The sequence below is a fragment of the Clostridia bacterium genome (genome assembly GCA_034926675.1).
GTDB lineage: Bacteria > Bacillota > DTU025 > DTU025 > DTU025 > JAYFQW01.
Map to the genome: position 1 here is coordinate 180987 of JAYFQW010000006.1, position 21119 is coordinate 202105.

Annotated in this window: 15 protein-coding genes; 8 read left to right on the top strand and 7 right to left on the bottom strand. The window is 59.2% G+C overall.

Annotation, left to right across the window (positions count from 1 at the left end; all coding sequences use genetic code 11):
• Positions 1-18: 18 nt before the first annotated feature.
• The 4 genes from VB144_03145 to VB144_03160 form a co-directional block, all read right to left on the bottom strand.
• Entirely contained in the window at positions 19-1467 is a 1449-nt protein-coding gene (locus VB144_03145) for an MATE family efflux transporter (protein ID MEA4882653.1), read from the bottom strand.
• A gap of 22 nt (positions 1468-1489) precedes the next feature.
• Positions 1490-3160 carry a Na/Pi cotransporter family protein gene (locus tag VB144_03150; protein ID MEA4882654.1) on the bottom strand — a complete coding sequence of 557 codons (1671 nt, stop codon included), beginning with the start codon at positions 3158-3160 and terminating at the stop codon, positions 1490-1492.
• A gap of 4 nt (positions 3161-3164) precedes the next feature.
• The gene (locus VB144_03155) at positions 3165-4421 is read right to left on the bottom strand and encodes an HD-GYP domain-containing protein (protein MEA4882655.1); all 1257 of its coding nucleotides are present in this window, start codon (positions 4419-4421) and stop codon (positions 3165-3167) included.
• Positions 4422-4709: 288 nt separating this feature from the next.
• The gene (locus VB144_03160; GenBank protein ID MEA4882656.1) at positions 4710-5378 is read right to left on the bottom strand and encodes a hypothetical protein; all 669 of its coding nucleotides are present in this window, start codon (positions 5376-5378) and stop codon (positions 4710-4712) included.
• A 136-nt stretch (positions 5379-5514) separates the two neighbouring features.
• Here VB144_03160 and VB144_03165 point away from each other — a divergent pair, with 136 nt between their 5' ends.
• Genes VB144_03165 through VB144_03175 form a run of 3 tightly spaced genes read left to right on the top strand, consistent with a single transcriptional unit; the run spans position 5515 to position 8697 of the window.
• Positions 5515-6837, top strand: coding sequence for an ectonucleotide pyrophosphatase/phosphodiesterase (locus VB144_03165; protein MEA4882657.1), 1323 nt, complete (start codon positions 5515-5517; stop codon positions 6835-6837).
• Positions 6838-6842: 5 nt separating this feature from the next.
• Positions 6843-7844, top strand: a complete 1002-nt coding sequence (locus tag VB144_03170; protein ID MEA4882658.1) for a GNAT family N-acetyltransferase — start codon at positions 6843-6845, stop codon at positions 7842-7844.
• Positions 7822-8697 (top strand): HAD family hydrolase, encoded by an 876-nt coding sequence (locus VB144_03175; GenBank protein ID MEA4882659.1) that lies wholly within the window; start codon positions 7822-7824, stop codon positions 8695-8697. The genes VB144_03170 and VB144_03175 overlap by 23 nt, the downstream gene beginning before the upstream one ends.
• Here the strand turns inward: VB144_03175 and VB144_03180 are convergent.
• From VB144_03180 to VB144_03190, 3 genes are read right to left on the bottom strand one after another with little or no spacing between them, the layout of a single operon-like run.
• Positions 8667-9479, bottom strand: coding sequence for a VanW family protein (locus VB144_03180; GenBank protein MEA4882660.1), 813 nt, complete (start codon positions 9477-9479; stop codon positions 8667-8669). The genes VB144_03175 and VB144_03180 overlap by 31 nt on opposite strands.
• Positions 9476-13951: an MG2 domain-containing protein gene (locus tag VB144_03185; GenBank protein ID MEA4882661.1), complete on the bottom strand. Its 4476-nt coding sequence runs from the start codon at positions 13949-13951 to the stop codon at positions 9476-9478. Before VB144_03185 ends, VB144_03180 begins: the two co-directional genes overlap by 4 nt.
• 26 nt (positions 13952-13977) lie before the next feature.
• Entirely contained in the window at positions 13978-14802 is an 825-nt protein-coding gene (locus VB144_03190) for an AMMECR1 domain-containing protein (protein MEA4882662.1), read from the bottom strand.
• Between the two features lie 293 nt (positions 14803-15095).
• On the opposite strand from VB144_03190, the gene VB144_03195 reads away from it, so the two are divergent.
• From VB144_03195 to VB144_03215, 5 genes are all read left to right on the top strand, one after another.
• Positions 15096-16856: an alkaline phosphatase family protein gene (locus VB144_03195; protein ID MEA4882663.1), complete on the top strand. Its 1761-nt coding sequence runs from the start codon at positions 15096-15098 to the stop codon at positions 16854-16856.
• Positions 16857-17068: 212 nt separating this feature from the next.
• Positions 17069-17410: a MerR family transcriptional regulator gene (locus VB144_03200; protein ID MEA4882664.1), complete on the top strand. Its 342-nt coding sequence runs from the start codon at positions 17069-17071 to the stop codon at positions 17408-17410.
• 49 nt (positions 17411-17459) lie between these two features.
• Positions 17460-19403: a molecular chaperone DnaK gene (dnaK, locus tag VB144_03205; GenBank protein MEA4882665.1), complete on the top strand. Its 1944-nt coding sequence runs from the start codon at positions 17460-17462 to the stop codon at positions 19401-19403.
• Positions 19404-19519: 116 nt separating this feature from the next.
• Entirely contained in the window at positions 19520-20029 is a 510-nt protein-coding gene (locus tag VB144_03210; GenBank protein MEA4882666.1) for a nucleotide exchange factor GrpE, read from the top strand.
• Between the two features lie 47 nt (positions 20030-20076).
• Positions 20077-21108, top strand: coding sequence for a J domain-containing protein (locus VB144_03215; protein ID MEA4882667.1), 1032 nt, complete (start codon positions 20077-20079; stop codon positions 21106-21108).
• Positions 21109-21119: the final 11 nt, after the last annotated feature.

Genomic DNA, 21119 nt, shown 5'->3' on the forward strand with positions numbered 1-21119 from the left:
ATCACACACGCGCGCCGGTCAAGGTACTAGTTGTTCGTCCTCTCCCAGAGGAATTCCTGTTTCAATGTCTGGGTCGCCGTCAAGCCCTATGTCCGAAGGGACGGCGCGCCGAGCCACGGCCTTACCTTTCCACTTACCTGTCCGGTAATACAGGTATGTGAGCAACAGGCCAACATAGGGGCCCACTGCCATTCCAGCCCACACTCCCTCAGCTCCGAGGCTAGTGCGGGAGAGAACCGTGACCAGCGGGATTCTGATCAGCCACAGCGAGGCCAGGGTGATGAAGAAGGTGGGCAGAGTATCGCCCGCACCTCGCAACACCCCTGCCACCACGAACATCGCCGCCAATGGGATGAATGCCAGAGCGCTCCACCTCAGATACGCTGAGCCCGCAGCCAAGACCGCTGCATCCTTGGCGAACGACGCGAGGAGGACTCGTGGAATCAGAAGGGCCACAGCGGCCACCACGGCAGTGATCGACATCGCCAGAATGCTTCCCCACTTGACCGCCTGCTCCACTCTGTCCTCGCGTCCGGCGCCCAGGTTCTGCCCAACCAGGGCCGAAACAGCAAGCCCCACACTCATTGCAGGCATGAACGCGAACTGCTCAATGCGGCTGCCGGCGCCGGCTCCAGCCACCGCCACACTGCCGAATCTGTTCAGAATGGAGTTCACAACCATCATGCCCATAGACATCACAGTCTGCTGGGCGCCCGCGGGAAGGCCGATCTTCATGGTAAGCCATGTGAGATCCCAATCCAGACGCAGCAGGCCCCTGAGGCTGTCCGCCACGTGCATCTTGCGGATCAGGTGCATGATGGCAAGCAATGCGGAGAATGCCTGTGAGATTACGGTCGCCCAGGCCGCGCCGGCCACCCCCATCTTCGGGAACGGGCCGATACCGAATATCATGATCGGATCGAGTATGATGTTCATTATGGTTGCGGCCGCAAGGAAAGTCATCGGGGTTTGGGAATCACCCAGGCCCCGCAGTATGGAGCTGGAAACGCTATAGATGAATGTCGGCAGCAGGCCAAGCATGTATATCCCTAGGTAGACTGCCGCCGTTTCGATGATGTCTGGCGGTGCATTGAGCAGCCGAAGCAGAGGCCATCGAATGATGTAGCCGAGCCCTGCGAGGCCAAGCCCGAGAATGCTCAGGAGTGTGAGAGAGTTGGCGACCGTCGCATGGACCTTATCGTGAAGGCGCGCTCCGTAGTATTGCGACACCAACGTGGTTGTGGCCAGAGTAAGCCCCGTGATCAACGCTATGAGCGCGAATATTACGGGAAAACCAACAGAGACCGCGGCAAGCGCCTGCGGCCCCAGATACCTTCCAACCCAGATGCTGTCCACCGTATTGTACGCCGCCTGCAGCAGATTGCCTATGAACATCGGCATCGCGAACGCCAGCAGATGCCTTGGCATGCTTCCGGTGGTGAAGTCCCTCGCCCGCTTCGATTCCATATGGCCCGCGGTTCCTCCTAACTCACGCCTTCGGTTTGGACTCGGCCTTCTCCACCCGATCCACCCTTGGGCTCTTCCTGCCGAGTACTGCGTCGGCTAGATTCACAGCGAGGTCTCCCACACGCTCCAGGTTATTCATCAGCTCCACAAAGACCACGCCTGACCCTGACACGCACTTGCCTTCGTTGAGCCGGTAGATGTGGTTCACCCTAAGCTGGTCCGTCAGGTCGTCAAGCCGCCTATGCATGGAATACACTTCCGCGGCGGCTTCCTCGTCTCCGTCGGAAAGGGCATCGGTCCCTCTACGCACTATGCTATCAGCGAGGTCCATGACCTCTCGAAGTTCAACCGCTGCCTCGTCGGAAAACGACAGTTTCATGTCGTATTTCTGCCTGGCGTACGACATCATCTGCTCCGCCATATCGCCCATCCGTTCAACATCGCCCACGGAGTGCATGAGCCCGGTGAGCCTTGCGGACTGCTGCTCATTGAGCGAGCTCTTGGTTACCATGTCGGACAGATACAACACTACCTCCCTGTTAAGCCCATCGACGGTCTCCTCACGAGTCGAGATGTCCGAATCTAGCTGGGCAGTGTATCCATTGAGCAGAGCGGACCGCGCATTCCCAAGCATGGCGTGGACGATGTTCGCCATCCTCACCGTCTCCGCTGTCGCAAGGTCCAGCGCCACCGCTGGAGTGTTCAACATTCGCTTGTCCAGATACTTAGGTCCAGTCTCCTCCACAACATCGTGACCTGGGATCATCCTGGTCACGATCCTCTCTAGGAGCGCAGTGCCTGGCAACCAGATGCAGGTGTTTAGCAGGTTGAATATGGTATGGGCATTGGCAATCTGCCTCTGTATGTCGGAAGCGGGGGAAACTGACTTTACGAGCCAGCTGAAAGGAGTGAGGAACGGCATGACCACAACCGCGCCGAACACGTTGAACAGAAGGTGGGCGAGAGCCGTGCGCCTCGCAGTCCGATTCGTACCTATGCTCGCGAGCATTGCGGTGATGCATGTCCCGATGTTGTCTCCTAAGAGAATGGGAATGGCCACGTTGATGGTCACGATTTCAGGAGATGCGATGGCAACCGCCATGAGCATTCCGATGGTGGCCGCACTGCTCTGCACCACCAGGGTCATTCCAAGCCCCACGAGCAGCCCAAGAATGGGTCGGGCGCCAAAGGTCCTCATGGCGTTCATGAACGCCTGGCTTTCACGGAGAGGCGCAACGGCAGCGGTCATCGTGGAAAGCCCTAGGAATAGAATCCCGAAGCCCAGGATCACCTGGGCGACGCTTTTCCACACCTTTCTGCGGGCCAGCAAGTACATAAGGAAGCCGATGCCTATGGCCGGCAGCGCATAGTCGGCCAGGTTAAACGCTATGAGCTGAGCCGTGACTGTGGTGCCGATGTTGGCGCCCATTATGACTCCAAGCGTCTGCCTGAGAGTCATGAGGCCTGCGTTCACGAAGCTTACCAACATGACAGTTGTGGCGCTGCTGCTCTGCATCACTGCCGTCACTATGGCGCCCACAAGAACGCCCTTGATTGGGCTTGACGTGAGGACCTCGAGCACATGCCTCATCTGCTCGCCCGCCGCGCGCCGCAGGCCTTCGCCTGTGAGTGTCATCCCGTACAGGAATAAGCCCAGACCCCCAACTATCCCAAACAACATGCTCCGTCCCATACTACTACCACCCCTGAACCTTGCTGAGGAAGAGCGTCGCGAGTTTCGGGTCAAACTGCGTCCCGGCGCATCGCCCGATCTCTGCGCACGCCACGTCCTTGGGAACAGCAGGCCGGTAGACCCTCTCAGTAGTCATCGCGTCATACGCATCGCATATCGCCAGAATGCGCGCCCAGAGGGATATCTCTTCGGCTCTCTTGCCATCTGGATACCCGCCTCCATCGTATCTCTCGTGATGCTCGAGTATCGCGCGATAGTCTTTGTCGCCATATATCTTCTCCATACCTCGGATGAGTTCAGCGCCCCAGGCTGGGTGTTTGCGAATCTCGTCGAACTCCTCAGGTGAAAGCGACTTCGTCTTGGTTAGGATCTGATCCGAGAGGTTCACCTTTCCGATGTCATGGAGCCTGGCCACGTACTCTATCTCCTCAACCTCGCCTCTAGAGAGATGATAAGCCTCCGCGAGGCGCCTCGCAAGCATGGCAACCCGTTCGGAGTGACCTCCGGTGTAGTGATCCTTGGAATCGATGATCCGTGCCAAGGCCACATTGATCTGCTCCGCGTTCTCCTGCTTCACGAGGGCGCGCTGAGTGTAATTCTTGTTGGAGATGAAGAATGCCTCAGTTAGAATGTACGCAATGAGCCCGCCGTACTCGTAAAGCGCTGCGGCCATGAGGCCCATCAGAGCCGACGGAAGCACTGAGTTCAATGATGCGAACACCACGCCTGGATCCAGCCTGAACCTGAACTGCGGCTGTGAAAGCATCACGTGGAGATTGACCGTGACGCCAGACACAAGCACCCAGGCGAGACCAGAAGCGATAGCGGCGAGCAGAAACCTGATGCTGGAGAAATCTGGTGCAAGATACGGCCAAACGAGGTGGAACACGGCGTAGGATGCGAGAGCGCACAGGGCTATGATCGCTCGGTTGCACACCATCTTCAGCACAGCTAGCCCCGCAGGATTGCACTCGACCAGTATCCTGTACTCCTGAAGGCTCAAACTTCCTATAGCTGCGACAAGCGCAGTAGTGCCCGCATCGTACTTCATGACTGAGATCATCATCACTGGAAGCACCATGACCACAACAGTACTGTGGAGGTTGATCACAGACAGTGACGATGCCCACAGGAGGGCGACGAACACCGCGGCGGATCCGATAGGAATCTCCAAAGCCGAGTTCGTTGCGACTAGAATCACAGCTGCTGCGATAAGGCTGAACATGTATGAGATACATAGCCTGTTGCTATTCTCGGGCACATCGACACCCCCTTCGGACCAAGCAAGGCCTAGATATAGCGAGACTCGAGAAGGGGCCCGTCGCAGCAAGCACCCTGGCGCGTCGTCGCGCTACTTTATCAGGCAGGTCTCTGCGAAAGCCATGACTGACAGAACGAGTGTCATGGCGGCAGCTATGAAGCTGACGAGTGCGAACTTCTTCACACGCTTCACCTCCCACAATCAACCTAGCAAACGGGAGGCTCAGCTCATCTTCAGATCTCATCTCGTGCTGCGACGGGCAAACTCAAACCAGCAATCGCGCCGCTTCTACTGCAAATCGGCGGCGCGCTCTAGTTGCCTATTCAGTGCTTGGAGTATGGAACGGACAACGGAGGTCGGGAGATCGTCCTTCTTGTAAGCGGCTCCTATGTACCGTCTCCTCTCTCCTGAATCCCGGCCTATTATGGTGACTTCTGTGATGACTCTATCTCCGATGATGCTGCAGTCCGCCTGCAGCCGATACTTGGCGCCTAGCAGAGCCTGGACTGCCTCCAGGGCCGCGTGTTTCATCACCTGATCAACCGAATCGTTCACTGCACACCCGCAGGCAGTGCCGCAGAATGACTCGCCTTCATAGTCCAAGGTGACGTGGCCAATCATGCTGTGTTTCGGCCCGTACTCGATCGCCACTCTGCTCAAAACAGGCCGCCTCAAGGCATTTGTTCCGGATTCGGGCGCCTCGCCGACCTGCGCGATGCTCACCCGCCGGTAGTCGACCTTCTCGCCCACCTCCAGCAGGTACACAGTCTCTATGTCCTTCTTCATTCTCTTGATCTCATCCTGATCCAGCTGCCCTGCCACCATCACATGTATCTCATCGCCCTCGACGGCGGCCAGGACTCTCACCCTAACAACGCCCGGGAGCGTAAGCAGCCTCTCCTCGGCCCTCGCGAGCCTGGCTTCCCTATCGCCCCCGGCTTCACGGTTCTCTGTCACTGCACCACTCCCCCTGCACTATGTCTCGGCAAACCACGGATTTGAATTCGCCTTCCTCTCGCGAATCCCTTCAACTGCGCTGCCGCCATAGGGTATAATTGAATGGATTCTCACTCTGCACGCGGGAGGAATGGGCTTGAAGAGGTTTGCCAAAATCGCCATTCTGGCGGCGTTTATCGTCTTCCTTATGGGCGCCGCCGAGGCGACCGTTGCAGTCAAGCACGTCGTGCTCATCTCCCTAGACGCGCTTGCAGCGCGTGACCTCCCATTCATCGCAGGACTGCCGAACCTGGGCAGACTGATTTCCCAGGGTGCAACGGTGCAGTCAGTTGTGTCAGTGTATCCGTCCATCACCTACCCAGCACATGCGACGATCGTCACCGGAGTAACCCCCGACGTGCACGGCATCACAGCCAACTACCCACTGCAGGTGGGCAACTCCAATCCTGCATACTACTTCTACGCACGGGATATCAAGGCGCGCACGATATACCAGGCCGCCGCTGACAAACATATCCGCACTGCCTGCATCCTGTGGCCAACCACATCCCGCGCCGAGATCGACTACTTGATCCCAGAAATATGGCCTACCAGGCCGGGTGAGAGTCAGATGATGCTCATTCTCGCGAACGCGAGTCCGATCACGGCTCTGGTGCTGAATGCCAGGTACGGCCATATGCTGGATGGTTTCGATACCAGCCGGATCGATGACTTCATCACCGCGTCCACTGCCTATATGTTGAAGACCAAGAGGCCGGGTCTCACGATGCTCCACCTGTCCGATCTCGATACGGTGAAACACGCGCATGGAGTAGACGCGCCAGAGGTCCAGGCCTGCCTAGCCCAGGAGGACCTCAGGATAGGCCAGATCCTTACGGCAATCGACGATGCTGGAATTGCGGGTTCCACCGTTGTCATCATCACGGGAGACCATGGGCAATCGAACACCTCGTGGGTCATCAACCTGAATTCGGTCTTCGCACGCAATGGCCTTATCGCACTCTCGCCTGATGGGAATGTGCGGTCATGGAAAGCCGCACTGAACTCCTGCGGAGGATCAGCGCATGTTTACGTCTCCGATGAGTCAGCCAGGGATCGCGTGGCAGTTATCCTTGATGAACTGGCCGCCGATGGAGAGGCAACTGGCATCGAGTCGGTACGGGAATGCACCAAATGTGATGGCCCGGCTTTTGTGCTCGAGGCGCGTCCGGGATACTACTTCTCCGACTCCTTAACAGGCAATCTGGTGGCCCCAGCTCAATGTCGAGCCTACCATGGTTACCTGCCGGAGAAAAGCGACATGCACACCTTACTAGTAGCTGCTGGACCCCGCATCCAGGCTGGAACTTCTGTTCGCGAGGCACGCCTGATCGATATCGCCCCAACAATCGCATGGATCCTCGGCCTGTCGCTTCCCGGCGCTCTGGGAAGAATTCTCGACGAGATCGTGGTGAGGTAGAAGGAATGGAGATTGTGCTCAGACGAGTTCGACACGATGACATGCCTACAATTGTGCGAATCAGCTCTGACATATGGGATGGCAGCGACTACGTTCCAGCAATAGCCCAGGACTGGATAAACGATGAGAAAGGGATATTCATCGCAGCCGAGGTTGAAGGATTGCTGCGTGGATTCGGCAAGCTCACCCTCCAGGGACCCGATTGCGGCTGGTGTGAAGGGCTGAGAGTCGATTCCCACTTCCGAGGAAAGGGCACGGCTAGGGCAATTGCCATCGCCCTGATTGAAACGGCCAGGTCAGCAGGGCTGCGCACTCTGCGATTCGCAACATCTGTTGACAATATCGAGAGCATTCACCTCAATGAGAGTCTGGGTTTCCGCCGAATCAGCGGCTTCCGCTACCTGAGCATAGAAGGCCTCCGCGAGATGGAGGAAGCGCAGGCCAGAGCGGCCAGCCTCGCCGGCGGCGTCCAGGCCGTTCAAGTGAGCGCGCGCCGGGAGGCGGATTGCGCCGCACTGATTGCGCGCATCGCCGGATCCAGTTTCGTGGCGAAGGCCGGCGCCATGCTGCCCTGGGGTTTCATGTTCGAGCCTGCGACTCGCGGGAGCATCTCGACGTCGATAGCAGAAGGCGCGCTCTTCGCCGCGGGAGGCGACCGCGCGCATCCGGAAGCCCTCCTGCTGCTTCAGCCCAGCCACGAGGCTCCGCGAAATGATCCGAACCCGACCCAGCTATGCATTAGGTTCATGGAGGGTTCAGGATGTGCAGGCCTCGCTGCGCTATCCGCAGGTATTCGGCACGCGATGGAGCATGGCGCAAGGGGGATAGAGGCAAGTGTGCCCGTGGATCCCGAACTAATGAGGTTGCTTCATGAGGGTGGCTTCAAGGACTGGTGGGAGGAACTCGCCCCGTCGGCGCCAACAGTGCTCCTGTATGACTACCCCCAGGAGATGCTGAGAAATGAATCAGGGAGTGACGCGCCTGTTGTTCAAACTAGTTGCATGTGACATCGATGGAACACTGCTCAGAGGCGACGGGACAGCAAGCGACAGGTTGCGGCAGGCGATGCAGCTGGCAAAGGATCGCGGAGCTAGCACCACTCTGGTCACTGGCAGACGCATCGCAGCCACCACACCTGTGGCTGTTGATCTGGACGTTAACGGACCTCTAGTGGCCCACTGCGGAGCGGTAGTGTACAGCATTCCCGACGAGGAGATCCTCATGGCGAAGCACATGCCAAGAGAGGTCGCAGTTGAGATCTGCAACATGGCAAAATCGGTGGGAGCTCATGTATCGGTGTATGAGAACGCGCACCTTGGCCGGTCGATAACCGCGATCTCACAGGCGGAAGTAGAGGATATCCGGAGGTGGTTCCCACATCCTGTCGGCTGCGCCAAGTTGGCTGCGAGTTTCGAGGAAGCATGCTGCGCGGATCCAGTGCAGGTCAGTATCCAAACTCGGGGGCGCGGCGCTATGGCCTCTATCCTTGCGGAGCTTGCCACAACATACGCCTCTGAAGTGTCCTTAATGGACTATGGGGTTGACAGGTCGGGCACGGCTCTGGTGGATGTTTTCGCCCACGGAGTGCACAAGGGCCTGGGCCTTGAATACGTCGCCAGATGCCTGGATGTGGATCGAGCAGAGATTGTGGCCTTCGGGGATTCAGACAACGACATCGAACTACTAAGGTATGCCGGGCTCGGAGTGGCGATGGGAAACGCCTCCACGGGCGCAGCACGCGCCGCCGACATGATGGCCCCATCGTCAAATGATGATGGCGTCGCGGTCATTCTCGAGGATCTAGCGTGCCGGGGCATGCTTGGCTCTGATCACTTGACTACCGCGTTCACCGGCTCGTAGAGGTCGGTGGATACTAGCTCCCGGGTGCGTCCGCCATCGGACGACTGCCTCTCCGCCCAGACCTGGACCCTGTACCCCGCGGAGCCACGCTGAGCGATGGTGCGCGCACCAGGAGGCGAAGGCGTGGTTGCGCGGCCCGTAGGATCTGGAGGCGCCATCGGCCTCGGAGGAATCACCTCGACCGTCTGCGTGAACAGGCGGATTTCCGGTCCTTCCGAGTCCCCCTCTATCCATACCGCGACTCTCGGACCATCCACCGCAGCCCGCACTGTCACGGCTTCGGCGCGCGTGTTCACCCATCTCAAGTCCCGAGCCCCATAGGACACAGTGGCATCCAGCCCAGCCGGAAGGTAAGGCACTGGCCTGGAATGAGGGCGCCTTTCGGTTATCTCCATTCCTGCAAGCAGGGCCGCGTTGTACATAGTGGACGAGAGTTGGCATATGCCCCCCGCTATTCCGGATTCGCTTTTCCCGTCAACAATGACGCGGGCAGGCCCGTACCCCTGCTCCTCACCGCGCTCGCCCACGACCCCATTGAACGAGAATTCACCGCCAGGCTCAACAACAGCGCCATTCAGGCTCGCCGCGGCCAGAGCCACGTTTTGGTTTCTGCTCTTCTGATCTGGGTCCAGCGAAGTAGTGGAGCGTCCGAGAACGAACACAGCTGGAGAACTGCTCCGATTGCCTCGCCCACGCAACGACCCGAGTCCGACGATAATGCACACCCCTGCCGAAACCACCGCGAGAGCGACTCCCAGGGCAACCCGTGCGCGACGCCTCATCTGTTCCCGACCACCCTGATCTCGGCGCTATCTCCATGTGCCGTAAGGTCTGGATAGTACATCGACCACGCCCTGGTGGGCATCACTCTGTATATCCCTGGCCGCTCAGGGGCTATGACGTATTCGAAAACCCTCCGCTTCCCCGCATCAATCCAGGTGGAGAAGAAGACCATCCGATTGTCGCGCGCCTCGCGCCTGTCGTACCAGTAGTTCCAGGAGTACGGGTCAGCGAAATCCTCGACGATCTCGAAGCCGGATGGGACTGGGTCTTCGAACGCCATGTACTCAAGAGCCGACTTCGCATCAACGGTCACTCTGACCAGCAGTTCCTCCCCTACCTTCGCCTCCCCTGAAAAGGACTGAACGGAGTAGCTCTCTCCCTTGGGCGGCACTGCAGCGCGGTCCACTCTGAAGTATTCGCGCGTGATCGTGGCGCAGTCGCCGCTGGCCTTGATTTCGTCAGCTGGCGCGCACCACGATGCCTTCATCGAGTAATGCACCGCTCCGCCTGCGGATGTGATCTCCACCACATTCGCCCCAGGCTTGAGGAACTTGCGATCGATCTCGAGGGATGCTGCCGACGAGGAATCCACCGTTCCAGCGGCGCCCCCGCCTGCACGCAGCTTCCCGGCCTCCTGTCCGTTCACCATGACGGTGACCTCACGCTCCGCGGCAATGTCCTCGTGGGAATGGAGCATGTACTCGACCAGTGCGATCACTCCTGCTGCCGATTCCCTGGTGGAGCGCCACTGTGAACCGTCCCGGACAACGGCCAAATGCCTGGCGGCCTCTGGTATCAGCGGACTCGCAGGCTCTGCCTCAAGCATGGCCATCATGGCCCATGCCGTGCTCTCAGCGGTTTCACTCCTCCACCAGTAGGAGGAGTCTTCTGTCTTCCAGTATGTCTGGCCGGATGACCTCACGGCCAGTGCAGCCAGGCGCTCCGCGCCCTCTCTGGCGATCTCCATGTTGCCAGATGAAGCCGAAGCGAGAGCGGCGTAGGCTATGGCGAGTGGCGCCGGTTTCGCCTCTGAGAACTGGATCTTCGCGAACTTGGAAAGGGACTTCTCAGTCGCCTGGTCCAGAGTTCCCTGGGTAGCCAGAGCGTAGTAGGCATACGCCCGATCAGCGGGCTTCTCGATCTTTGGCAGCTCTGACCTGAGATAGGCTGCAGCCCGGGATATCGCTTCCTCGCTGACCTCGAAGCCAGCTCGTTTCGCCCTTGATAGCCCGTATAGCACGTACGATGTCATCCAGGGCATGCTCTGATCGAACTCCCACCATCCGAACCCGCCGTCATCGTGCTGGTACTTGTAGAGCCTGGCTAGTCCGGAGTTCACCATGGCGGCCAGTTCCTCCTGGCTTCTGGAGATAGACACTCCAAGTGAGGCGAATGCCTCATGAGCCAGGACATCTGGCATGAACGCACTCATGGTCTGTTCCACACAGCCATACGGATAGGCTGCCAGATAGTCAAGGGCTCCCTCGACCACCCCTGCGTACCCAGGTGAGACGTCCAGCGTCACGGCCTCAGTTCCACTCACCGAGTCGGCAGGCAGCTCGAACTCCATAACCGCGCTGGGCTGGCCCTCGGAAGGAGAGATCTCCCCCGCCCATGTCCCTTCGCCCTTCTCTCCAAAGGGAAGAACCGGCACTGATAGCTCGACACCGTCAGTGATGAACCAGGATCTCGCGCGGATAGTGAACTTGGCCTGACCGACGCCTGTGGGCTCCACATCCCACTCCACCGTAGCCTGGCCGCCTGGTTCTATAGACACATACTTCTTCACTCGTCCAATGACGTTTGCGCCCTCTGCTTTCAAGGTCACGCTGGCTCTTCTGGTAAAGCGCGTGTAGTTGTGGACCACTCCGGTCACAGAGCCACGATCCCCCATGGTGTAGTGACGCGGAAGCGCCAGCCTCGCCACGAGCGGCAGGCTGACTGTAACCTTGGCCTGCGCCTGGCCCACCACAGTCTCGCAGGTATGCGCCTTCACGCAGGCTCTCCACGTTGTGAGCGAATCCGGCATCTTCACCTGCACAACGGCGTGGCCGTTGGCATCTGTCACAATCGAAGGGATCCACATCGCAGTATCCGGGAAGTCCTTTCGGGTGGTCTCGGATCCGCCCTCCTTGTCTGCTCCTCCGTAGTACGTAAGCGGGAAGGAGTTCTCAGTCGTAACTGAGTTCTGACGCCGCCCGTGGAAGAACTTCTCGATCTCGATAGTGGTGTCTGGCCTTACGGCGTATATCGACTCGTCGACAAGCCCGAATGATACCTCAGCTGGCATTGCGTCTCCATTGGAATCCTTGGTGGTCACCAGGTATGTTGCGGTCTCACCAGGACGATAACTGGCCTTATTGGGCTGAATCTCCACACTCAGGATGCGCTCGGGAACATCGATCACGATTCCACGCGACGCAGTCTGCATGACCCGTGCCGCCACGGCAGTCGCACACACATATGTGTTCGGGGCGCAGTCAGCCACGATGGGCAGATCCACCAGCGCCGACCCGCTTTCCAACGCAACCACCTGCGAATGCCGGATCTCGCTATCTTCAACCGTCAGAAGGACTGAATGCACGTCTGAAGGCGCAGTCACCAGAATCTTCGCAGTATCGCCAATGGCATAGCGGGGCTTGTCGCACACGACTGTGATGTCATGCCGGAATTCGGCATCGCACCCCATTGCTCCGGAAGTCACCCAGATGTAATCCTCGGTGACTATTTCATTGCCCCGTTCATCGGCGCCTCTGGCCCGTAGCACCACGGTTCCTGGTTGCGCTGCCTCCATGGAGACCTCGGCGACGCCTGAGGTTGGAGTCTCCGCAGCCTTCGTCGACACTGGAGAGTCAGTGTACCCCTTCTCCGTGTAGGTTCTCTTCAGCATTTCTATGCTGAGCTTTCGTGACGCAGGAGAGCCATCAAGAGAGACAGTCCTCACCTTCACGTTGAAGCGCTCGCCCACGGCGGCCATGTATCTATCGGTGGAGATGTCGATATCGAAGGTCCCCATGGCAACCGTCGTGGACCCTCGTCCAGATGCCTTCTTGTTCGTGGCGTCGGCGACATCAGCCTCTACGATGCACTTGTAGTTGCCCGTTGCGGCCCTGGGCGCGATGAAGGAGACTTGGGCAACGCCTGAGGAATCGGTGACAGCGGTCCCCTGAGTGACGACATCTCCGTAGTACCCCCCGTACACGCCATCTTCGCCGCCCCAGTAGGCCTCGTCGAAACCGTCGTCATCGCGCTTTCCAAGGAAGCCCGCAGGCTGCGTGTACACGCGGTAGGTCACTTCGGCGTTCTGCACAGGCTCGCCGAAGTAGTACTTCGCCTCACATCGGGCCTCCACTCGATCACCTGCGACATAGGTTGAACGATCAAACGTCACATCGACAGACCATTCGGGCTTGCGGTATTCCGCCACACTGAAATCGCCCCAGTGTTGCTCCCCATCGATAGTCGCAACGATGGAGTACTCCCCGAGCGACGGTTCGGCGCCCAATGTGAACTCCCCGGAGAAGGAGCCCCAGTTGTTAGTGGTGAGCTCCCTACGATATATCGGGTTCGATCGTGCGTCGCGAATCTCCACCGACACGGTGCGATCCGCCAGTACCGAATAGCCCGCCTCTCCTTGCGATCTGGCGATGCCCTTGAAGTACACCGTATTGTTCGGCCTGTACACGGGCCTATCTGTATAGATGTATATCTTGCGGGATCGTGCATCCCACCAATTGGAAGAGTAAAGGAAGGCGAAATCCTCGCCGCGCGAGCCAGTGGCGATTGCCGACGCCACCCCGGGCTTGAGTACGGCAGTGAACAGCCCAAAGGCATCCGTTATACCTGATATGCCCGAGGAAGCGGACTTCGACCCTCCTGAATCTCCGCCATCTGAAGAGCCGATGGCGATCGGGCTGCCTTCAGTGTTCCAGCCTCTCGCGGCAATCGCGACGCCAGGCGCAGGCTGCCCAGTTTTCAGATCAACAGCGTAAACCAGGAGCTTCCCAGCTGACTGCTTGGATATCAGGCCTATCCTGCTCACGGTGAACCACGTGGTCTCCTTGCTTCTCAGCTGAGGAGAACGAGCGATCACCGCGTAGCAGCCCTCGGGCAACGGATCAAGCTTCACCGCAGCCTGAAGCGACTTGCCCGGGCGCGCGACCGGCACTCGTACAGTCTTCACGAGCCGCATCCCGGGGAACTGCGCACGGTGAAGCTCCCACACTGCATCGTGACCGCCCTGCCCGAAATACGCCCGGCCGTCGAACCGGTATACATCGAGGGTGAGCTTCTCGATCCCCCACCCCCTCACCCCCAACTCGGGACGATCCTCTGGAAGATAGGTGCGCGCGGTGGCGAACACCCACGCGTTCGCCTCTCTGGCCCCGTACACGGGCACAGTCGACATCATCAGGAGCATCACCGCGAAGAGCACTACTGCCGTTCCAGTAACGCGCGTCCTAAGTTCCATCAGACATACCTCCTATGGCCTGCCGCCTACCGCACGGCCAATGAGCAACCGTACTTAACGGTGCGGAATCTGTACATTTCGAACGGCGCGTCCGAAGGAATCCCTGCCTCCGAAAGCGCCCAGCTCACCTGCTTCGCATGGGTCCGAGCCTCCCGGGGGAGTATGAGCCCTGTTCTCGACCCTGACCTAACAAACACACCCCAGGTCGCCGGATCCCAGGCCTGCCCCCGCTGAACCCGTTCCAGCCTGCCTACGAAGGATATGGCATACTGGCACGATTCGAGCTCCTCTGGACGGATCGGGGGATGGCGGAAATCCCGGGCCGCCACGTCGGTGGCGGACTTCGCGATCTCATCCCACAACGCTCCACATTGTGGCCATATGGATCCGACGCACGCCCGGACGGAGTTGTTCCTCACGACTGTGACAACGACGCCCGCCGACCTGCGAGCGAAGAGATCCGCAGCTCCGTCGGGCGCGCCGTGCACGCGGAGAAGCTCCGCGATCTCGGAAGAGGACAGCACCGTCTCGCCTCTGACTGAGCGTTCAGCGGATTCGCGTGCAATGGCCAGCACCGCCCTTCCCAGGCCTGCCTGGTCAAACCGGGCGAGTTCCAACAGAGCATCACCAGCAGGCGCACGCGCAGATGCGGACCCGAGTGCAGGCCCGAGCGCGGACGCAACCGCGGGCGCAGCTGCAGGCGTTACAATGGGGGCTGCGGCCGCGATAGGCCGCTCTGCAAGCGATGGCTCTGTGAAACCGTGCCATGAACAGCACGCCCGCCACGAGATGAAACCTATGACCATCAGCAGCACTACAGCTGCGGAATATCGCCTCCAAGGACGCCCCACAGTGGACACTCCCCAATTCGTCCTCGCGTGCGAGTCAGGATAGTCTCAAAGGTGTTGCGAAGACGTTGCTTTCAGACTGTATTCGACACTCGAGAGCGTCAGTCCTACCGGGAATGCGAGCCTGGGCCGGCTGTTTGCGCCTTGCCTAGCATAGATAGCCTTCGCTGTGCACCCAACGACTGTGCTCCCCCGAATAGGGAATAGGCTAAGCCCTGATCGCGTATCATTCGAGAGCGGCGATACCGCAATTCGGGCAATTGCCGTAGTTCGACGCGAGCGAAAGGGGATTGGCCATGGGGAACGCCGTCGGGGGCCTCGCAAGAACGAAAGGTCTCCGTTGGCCCGTTATGCTCGCCTGCTGCACCATGGCTGCGCTTCTCATGGCTGCCGCAGCCCCGCGAGCGTCAGCGAAGGATGCAGAGACCAGACACACTTCTCGCGCGCCCTACCTGATAATCCACCTAGATGCACTCTCTGCTCAGTTGTTCTTCAGTGAATACGACGCAGGGCGACTGCCCAATGTGGAGCATGCCTTCTCCAATGGGAAGGTTGTGAGGAATGCCTCCAGCCTGTTCCCAGCTGGAACCGAGTCATTGTACCCCAGGCTGAAGAACCTGGGCAATATCGAGGACCCCTATCCGGTAGCCTGGGAGTACTACGACAGGAGCACGGACTCGGTCCACCCAGCGGCCAAGACTTTCATGAACCTGTTTCTGTCGGTTCCTTCATATGCTCGCGTGCAGTTCATCACGGGGATTCCGGGCATGGACGCACTCGCGGGCATCGCACTCTTGAACACGCCTCGAATGCTGCGCGACTATCCTATCGTGGAGTTCTTCTGGTTCGGAACCGATGCCTCGGGGCATGTGATGGGCATTGACGCACAGGTGCAGAGCATGCGAGTGTTCGACGAGTTTTTCGGCCTCCTCATGGACAGCTTAGGCGACGAACAGGTGAACCTTGTGATCTATGCGGATCACGGGATATCGACGCTCACCTCTCTGCTCCGTTGGGATGAGCCGGTCGAACGCGCCCTCGAAGAAGACCTGCTATTCGCCTACTACCCGAATGTGTACCTACGCAACCCCGCTTCGGCCGATGATGCAGCCCGGAGGCTCGCAGATCTGGAATCAGTCGATTTCGCGTTCTTCCGCCTAGCGCAAGGCGTGGTCGCCGGCTGGCACAAGGGCGGGAAAGTGGTGTTCACCTCCAGTTCGGAGGGCGTGTCGTATTCCTTCGAAGGGTCTGACCCATTCGGGTACTACGCCGCAGGATACGGCGGAGAAGCCATGCCAGACAGGGAGTGGCTCGAACGCACCTGCCACATGGACTACCCCGCTGTTCCAGTGGACATCGCTAGATTCATGGCCAATCCTTTGGCAGGTGACGTCGTCGTGGCCATCAACCCTCCGAACGGCCTGTTCGATGCGCTCAGACAGCGGGCAGGTCATTTCGGCTTCTCCCGCAGTGATCTCATCGTGCCGGTACTACTCACAGGACCAGACATCGACCTCGCCACGATCCCTGAGGCATTCTGGGTTCACACCCTATATCGGGACATTCTCAGAATCGAACCGCGAAACCAGAAGGCCACAGTGCGCGAACCCAATTCCATTGCCCTTTTTGCCAGTAGCGCCCTATGCGCCATGGCCCGAGAGAATCATCCGCCCGACGCAATCGCTCCGCCTTCCGGATCCGGAGTGGAGCTGCGGCTCTCGCCTGCACCGTCGGCCCGCATGATCCTGACGAAGGCGGATGACGCCTTGATCTGCTTGGCAGAGGCATCGATCCATCGCGATTTCCTGTCGCGCGTATGGGCAGGCGGCGGACTGGCGTGGTCTGACCATGGAATCCGCCTTGAAGGATGCCCATGCCCTACCCCCTGCCTCTCCGGCAGGTTTGAGCTATTCCTGGGCCCGCTTACTGCAGAACTATCCGTCGTAGCCAAGCCTTCATTCACATCAGCGTCATCGCGACTCAGGTACGACATCATCAGCGGCTTTGCCATTGAGTGGATCCTCCCCAAGAGCATCGGCATCAGCCTGTCGTGGTGATGGCGCCTCCCCCCTATTCATCCGCAATCCCAGTCCAGTGCGTCCATGAATTGCTCGCGCCCTCTCCGGGCAGAGTATCTGTCGGGCATGTGAGGGAAGGTTGTCGCCTTGATATAACTTTCTTATATTGAACGTTATAATGTCGTTGACAAAAAAGCGGCATCTGCCCTATACTGACAGTAGGAACCTAGAATACTCCGAGGTGACCAGAATTGAGGCTGCACGGACCTGATGAACCAGTTTACACCATCAGCGTAGCAGCACGTCTGCTCGGAGTGAGCCAGCAGACTCTCAGGGTCATGGAACGCGAGGGCCTGCTCCAGCCGGCCCGAACCGAGGCCAACATCAGGCTCTACTCCGAAAACGACCTGCTGCTCCTGCAACGCATCTGCTACCTGGTTCGCAAGGAAGGGGTCAACCTCGCGGGGGTGAAGGTAATCCTCGAAATGGAATCGAGTGATGGAACACTCAGGTTCCGCTACAGCCAGGTAACCCGCGGTCTGATTCGAGATGGCGGCAAGGCCGGCGGATCGGACGAGGGCAATGACCTCTAGATCAAGCATTGGTTTCAGCCAAACGGACCTACAGAGGGGGTAAGTAAGAATGGGTAAAGTTGTAGGAATCGACCTTGGGACCACCAATTCCGTCATCGCAGTTATGGAGGGCGGCAACCCCACGGTGATAGTCAACGCGGAGGGTTCGCGTCTGACTCCGTCAGTCGTGGGTTTCACCAAGTCGGGCGAGCGCCTCGTGGGGCAGCTGGCCCGCAGGCAGGCAGTGCTGAACCCGGAGAACACAGTTTATTCCATCAAGCGCTTCATGGGACGCAGATACGACGAGGTAGAGCAGGAGCGCAAGCGGGTCACATACAAGGTGAAGGCTGGCTCAAACTATGAAGCCAGGGTGGAGATACCCGCAACAGGCAAGGATTATCCTCCCGAAGAGATCTCAGCGATGACCCTTCAGAAGATGAAAACTGACGCTGAGAAGTACCTGGGGGAAACGATCACCAAGGCAGTCATCACTGTGCCCGCATACTTCAACGACTCTCAGAGGCAGGCGACGAAGGACGCTGGGCGAATCGCAGGCCTAGAGGTGCTCAGGATCATCAATGAGCCCACGGCTGCGGCTTTGGCGTACGGGCTTGACAAGAAAACGAACGAGACCATCCTAGTGTGGGACCTTGGCGGCGGCACCTTCGACGTATCCGTGCTCGAGGTGGGCGACGGCGTATTCGAAGTCAAGTCCACCTCAGGAGATACGCACCTGGGCGGAGATGACTACGATCAGCGAATAGTGGAGTATGTGGCGGACGAGTTCAAGCGCGAGCAGGGAATCGACCTGAGGAAGGACCGCCAGGCGCTTCAGAGGCTTATCGAAGCCTCGGAGAAGGCCAAGATAGAGCTTTCGCAGGTGTTCGAGACCAACATAAGCTTGCCGTTCATCACGGCCGACCAGTCCGGGCCGAAGCACCTAGAGGCAAAGATCACCCGGGCGAAGTTCGAGGAACTCACGGCAGACCTCACCGAGCGGTGCACCAAGCCGTTCCGACAGGCAATCTCCGACGCGAAGCTCACAGTGAATGACCTCGATGAGATCATCCTGGTGGGCGGGGCCACGAGAATGCCGGTCATTCAAGACCTGGTGAAGAGGCTAACCGGCAAGGAGCCCAATAGAGGCGTCAACCCCGACGAAGTCGTGGCGGTCGGCGCAGCCATCCAGGCCGGCGTGCTGTCTGGCGAAGTTAAGGACGTAGTTCTGCTCGACGTGACCCCACTATCCCTCGGCATCGAGACCTTGGGCGAGGTGTCGACCAAGCTGATCGAGAGGAACACCACGATACCAACGAGAAAGAGCCAGGTTTTCACCACGGCCGCCGACGGGCAGACAGCCGTTGAGATCCACGTGCTTCAGGGCGAGCGCGAGTTCGCGCGGGACAACAGGACCCTGGGTAAGTTCACTCTGCAGGGCATTCCCGCTGCTCCCCGCGGAGTGCCCCAGATCGAGGTCACGTTCGACATCGACGCCAACGGCATAGTGAATGTGACAGCCAAGGACCTAGGCACCGGCAAGGAACAGAGAATCACCATCACCGCCTCAACGCAACTCTCCAAGCAGGAAGTGGAGAAACTGGTGCGGGATGCGGAACGCTCCGCGGCCGACGATAAGAAGCGCCGTGAGGAAATTGAACTGAAGAACCAGGCGGATACGCTCGTGTATACGACCGAGAAGACAATGCGGGATCTGGGCGACAAGATCTCTGCAAGCGACCGCGCCAAGATCGAGGAAGAGCTAGGCAAGCTGAAAAAGGCCATAGCAGACAACGACACCGACTCGATCAGGCGTTTCATCGAAGAGGTCAAGCAGGCTTCTTACAAGATGTCGGAGGAGCTGTACAAGCAGTCTCAGGCATCCGCGAGCTCTGGCGCTCAGGCTGGGCCGGAAGCCGGCGGTGCGCAGGATGCAGGTCCACAGCCCCAGGCTCACGGGGATGGCGATGACGATGTGATCGACGCCGACTTCAAGCGGGTCGACGGCGACAAGTGACTCGGAAGGCGTTCGTAACGCGAAACTGACCGAAGGCCATACGGCGGCGAGTGGCCCGGGGAGAGACGGATTTGCCGCCTTCCCGGGCCGCCTACAATTAGCAACGAGGTGTTCATATGAGCTACGAAGACCGCAATGAAAACGGGCAGGCTGCGCAGGGCGCCGTTCCCACCGACGACATGGCCGCGAAGCTCTCAGAGGCTGAAGCGAAGGCTTCAGAGAACTGGAACCGATACCTTCGCACCCTGGCCGATCTGGACAACTTCCAGAAGCGCACCGCACGCGACCTTGCATTCAACGTAAGGTGCGGCAAGAAAGATCTCGTCCTAAGGGTGCTGGAGATCGTGGATGACTTGGAGCGGGCATTGGCGTCTGACGCCGACTACACTTCGCTCCGCCATGGTGTCGAGGTGATAACCAGGAAACTCCTGGAGGCTCTTGCCTGTGACGGAGTCAAGCCCATCGAGGCTTTGGGCAAACCATTCGACCCGCGATTCCATGATGCAGTAGCAGTGTGCGAGGATCCAAACCTCGAAGTGGAGACGATCGTGGACGAGCTCCGACGGGGATACACGTACGATGAAGATGTCATTAGGCCAACCATGGCCCGAGTGGCAAGGCCATAGCCGCGAATTCGGCGGATGACAATCGCGGTGCGCCTGGAGGATAGATGATGGATTTCAAGGATTATTACAAGATCCTCGGGGTGTCAAAGAACGCCACCGCCAAGGAGATCAAGTCCGCTTATAGGAAGCTCGCCCGAAAGTACCATCCCGATGTGAATCAGGGCGATAAGTCCGCCGAGGAACGCTTCAAGGAAGTATCAGAGGCAAACGAGGTGCTATCCGACCCTGAGAAGCGCCGTCGTTACGATGAGCTCGGGGCGAACTGGGATCAGTATTCCAGGGTGGGCTCGGCCGGCGCCTCAGGAAACGGCGCCGGATGGGGCGGCGCAGCAAGGCCGGGATGGCCGCCTGGAGGGCGCGGGAGAACCCAACCCGGCTACAGGCGAACCACATTCACGTTTGGAAACCTCTCAGATGGGGACTTCAGCGACTTCTTCAAGCAGTTCTTCGGCGGGTTCGATCTGGGAGGTTCGTACAGTGAATCTGCATATGCTCAGGGCGCAGCAGAGGCAGGACGAAAGGTGCGCAATGCGCGCTCAGCAGACACCGAGCACGAAATGGAGATAGACCTTGAAGAGGCTTACCGGGGCGGGCAGCGCTCAATCGAGATCTCAGACTCTCCAGACGGGTCAAGACGACGAATCGTTGTGGATATCCCTCGTGGCGTTAGGAGTGGTTCGAAGCTCCGAGTCGCGGGAGAAGGCGCCCCCTACCCCGGTGGCCGCGGAGATCTGTACCTCAAGTTGGTCATAAGGCCCAATGCCAGGTTCGAGCTGAGCGGGGACGACCTTCGCACGGAAGTGACTGTTCCACTCACCGATGCAGTTCTCGGCGGGGAGGTCAGCGTGCGCACCTTGGATGGAGGGTCCGCCGTTATGCAGTTGCCTGCGGAGACCAAGAACGGACAGACTCTCCGCCTGCGCGGGCAGGGCATGCCCAAGCACAAGGAGGACGGGAAGGGCGATCTTCTCGTCAAAGTTGCTGTGGAATTGCCCAGGAACCTGACTGAACGTGAGCGCGAGCTATTCGCGGAGCTAGCGAGGATCCGGCGCGGCAGCAATGCCACAGGCGCCAAGTGAAACGGGGGGAG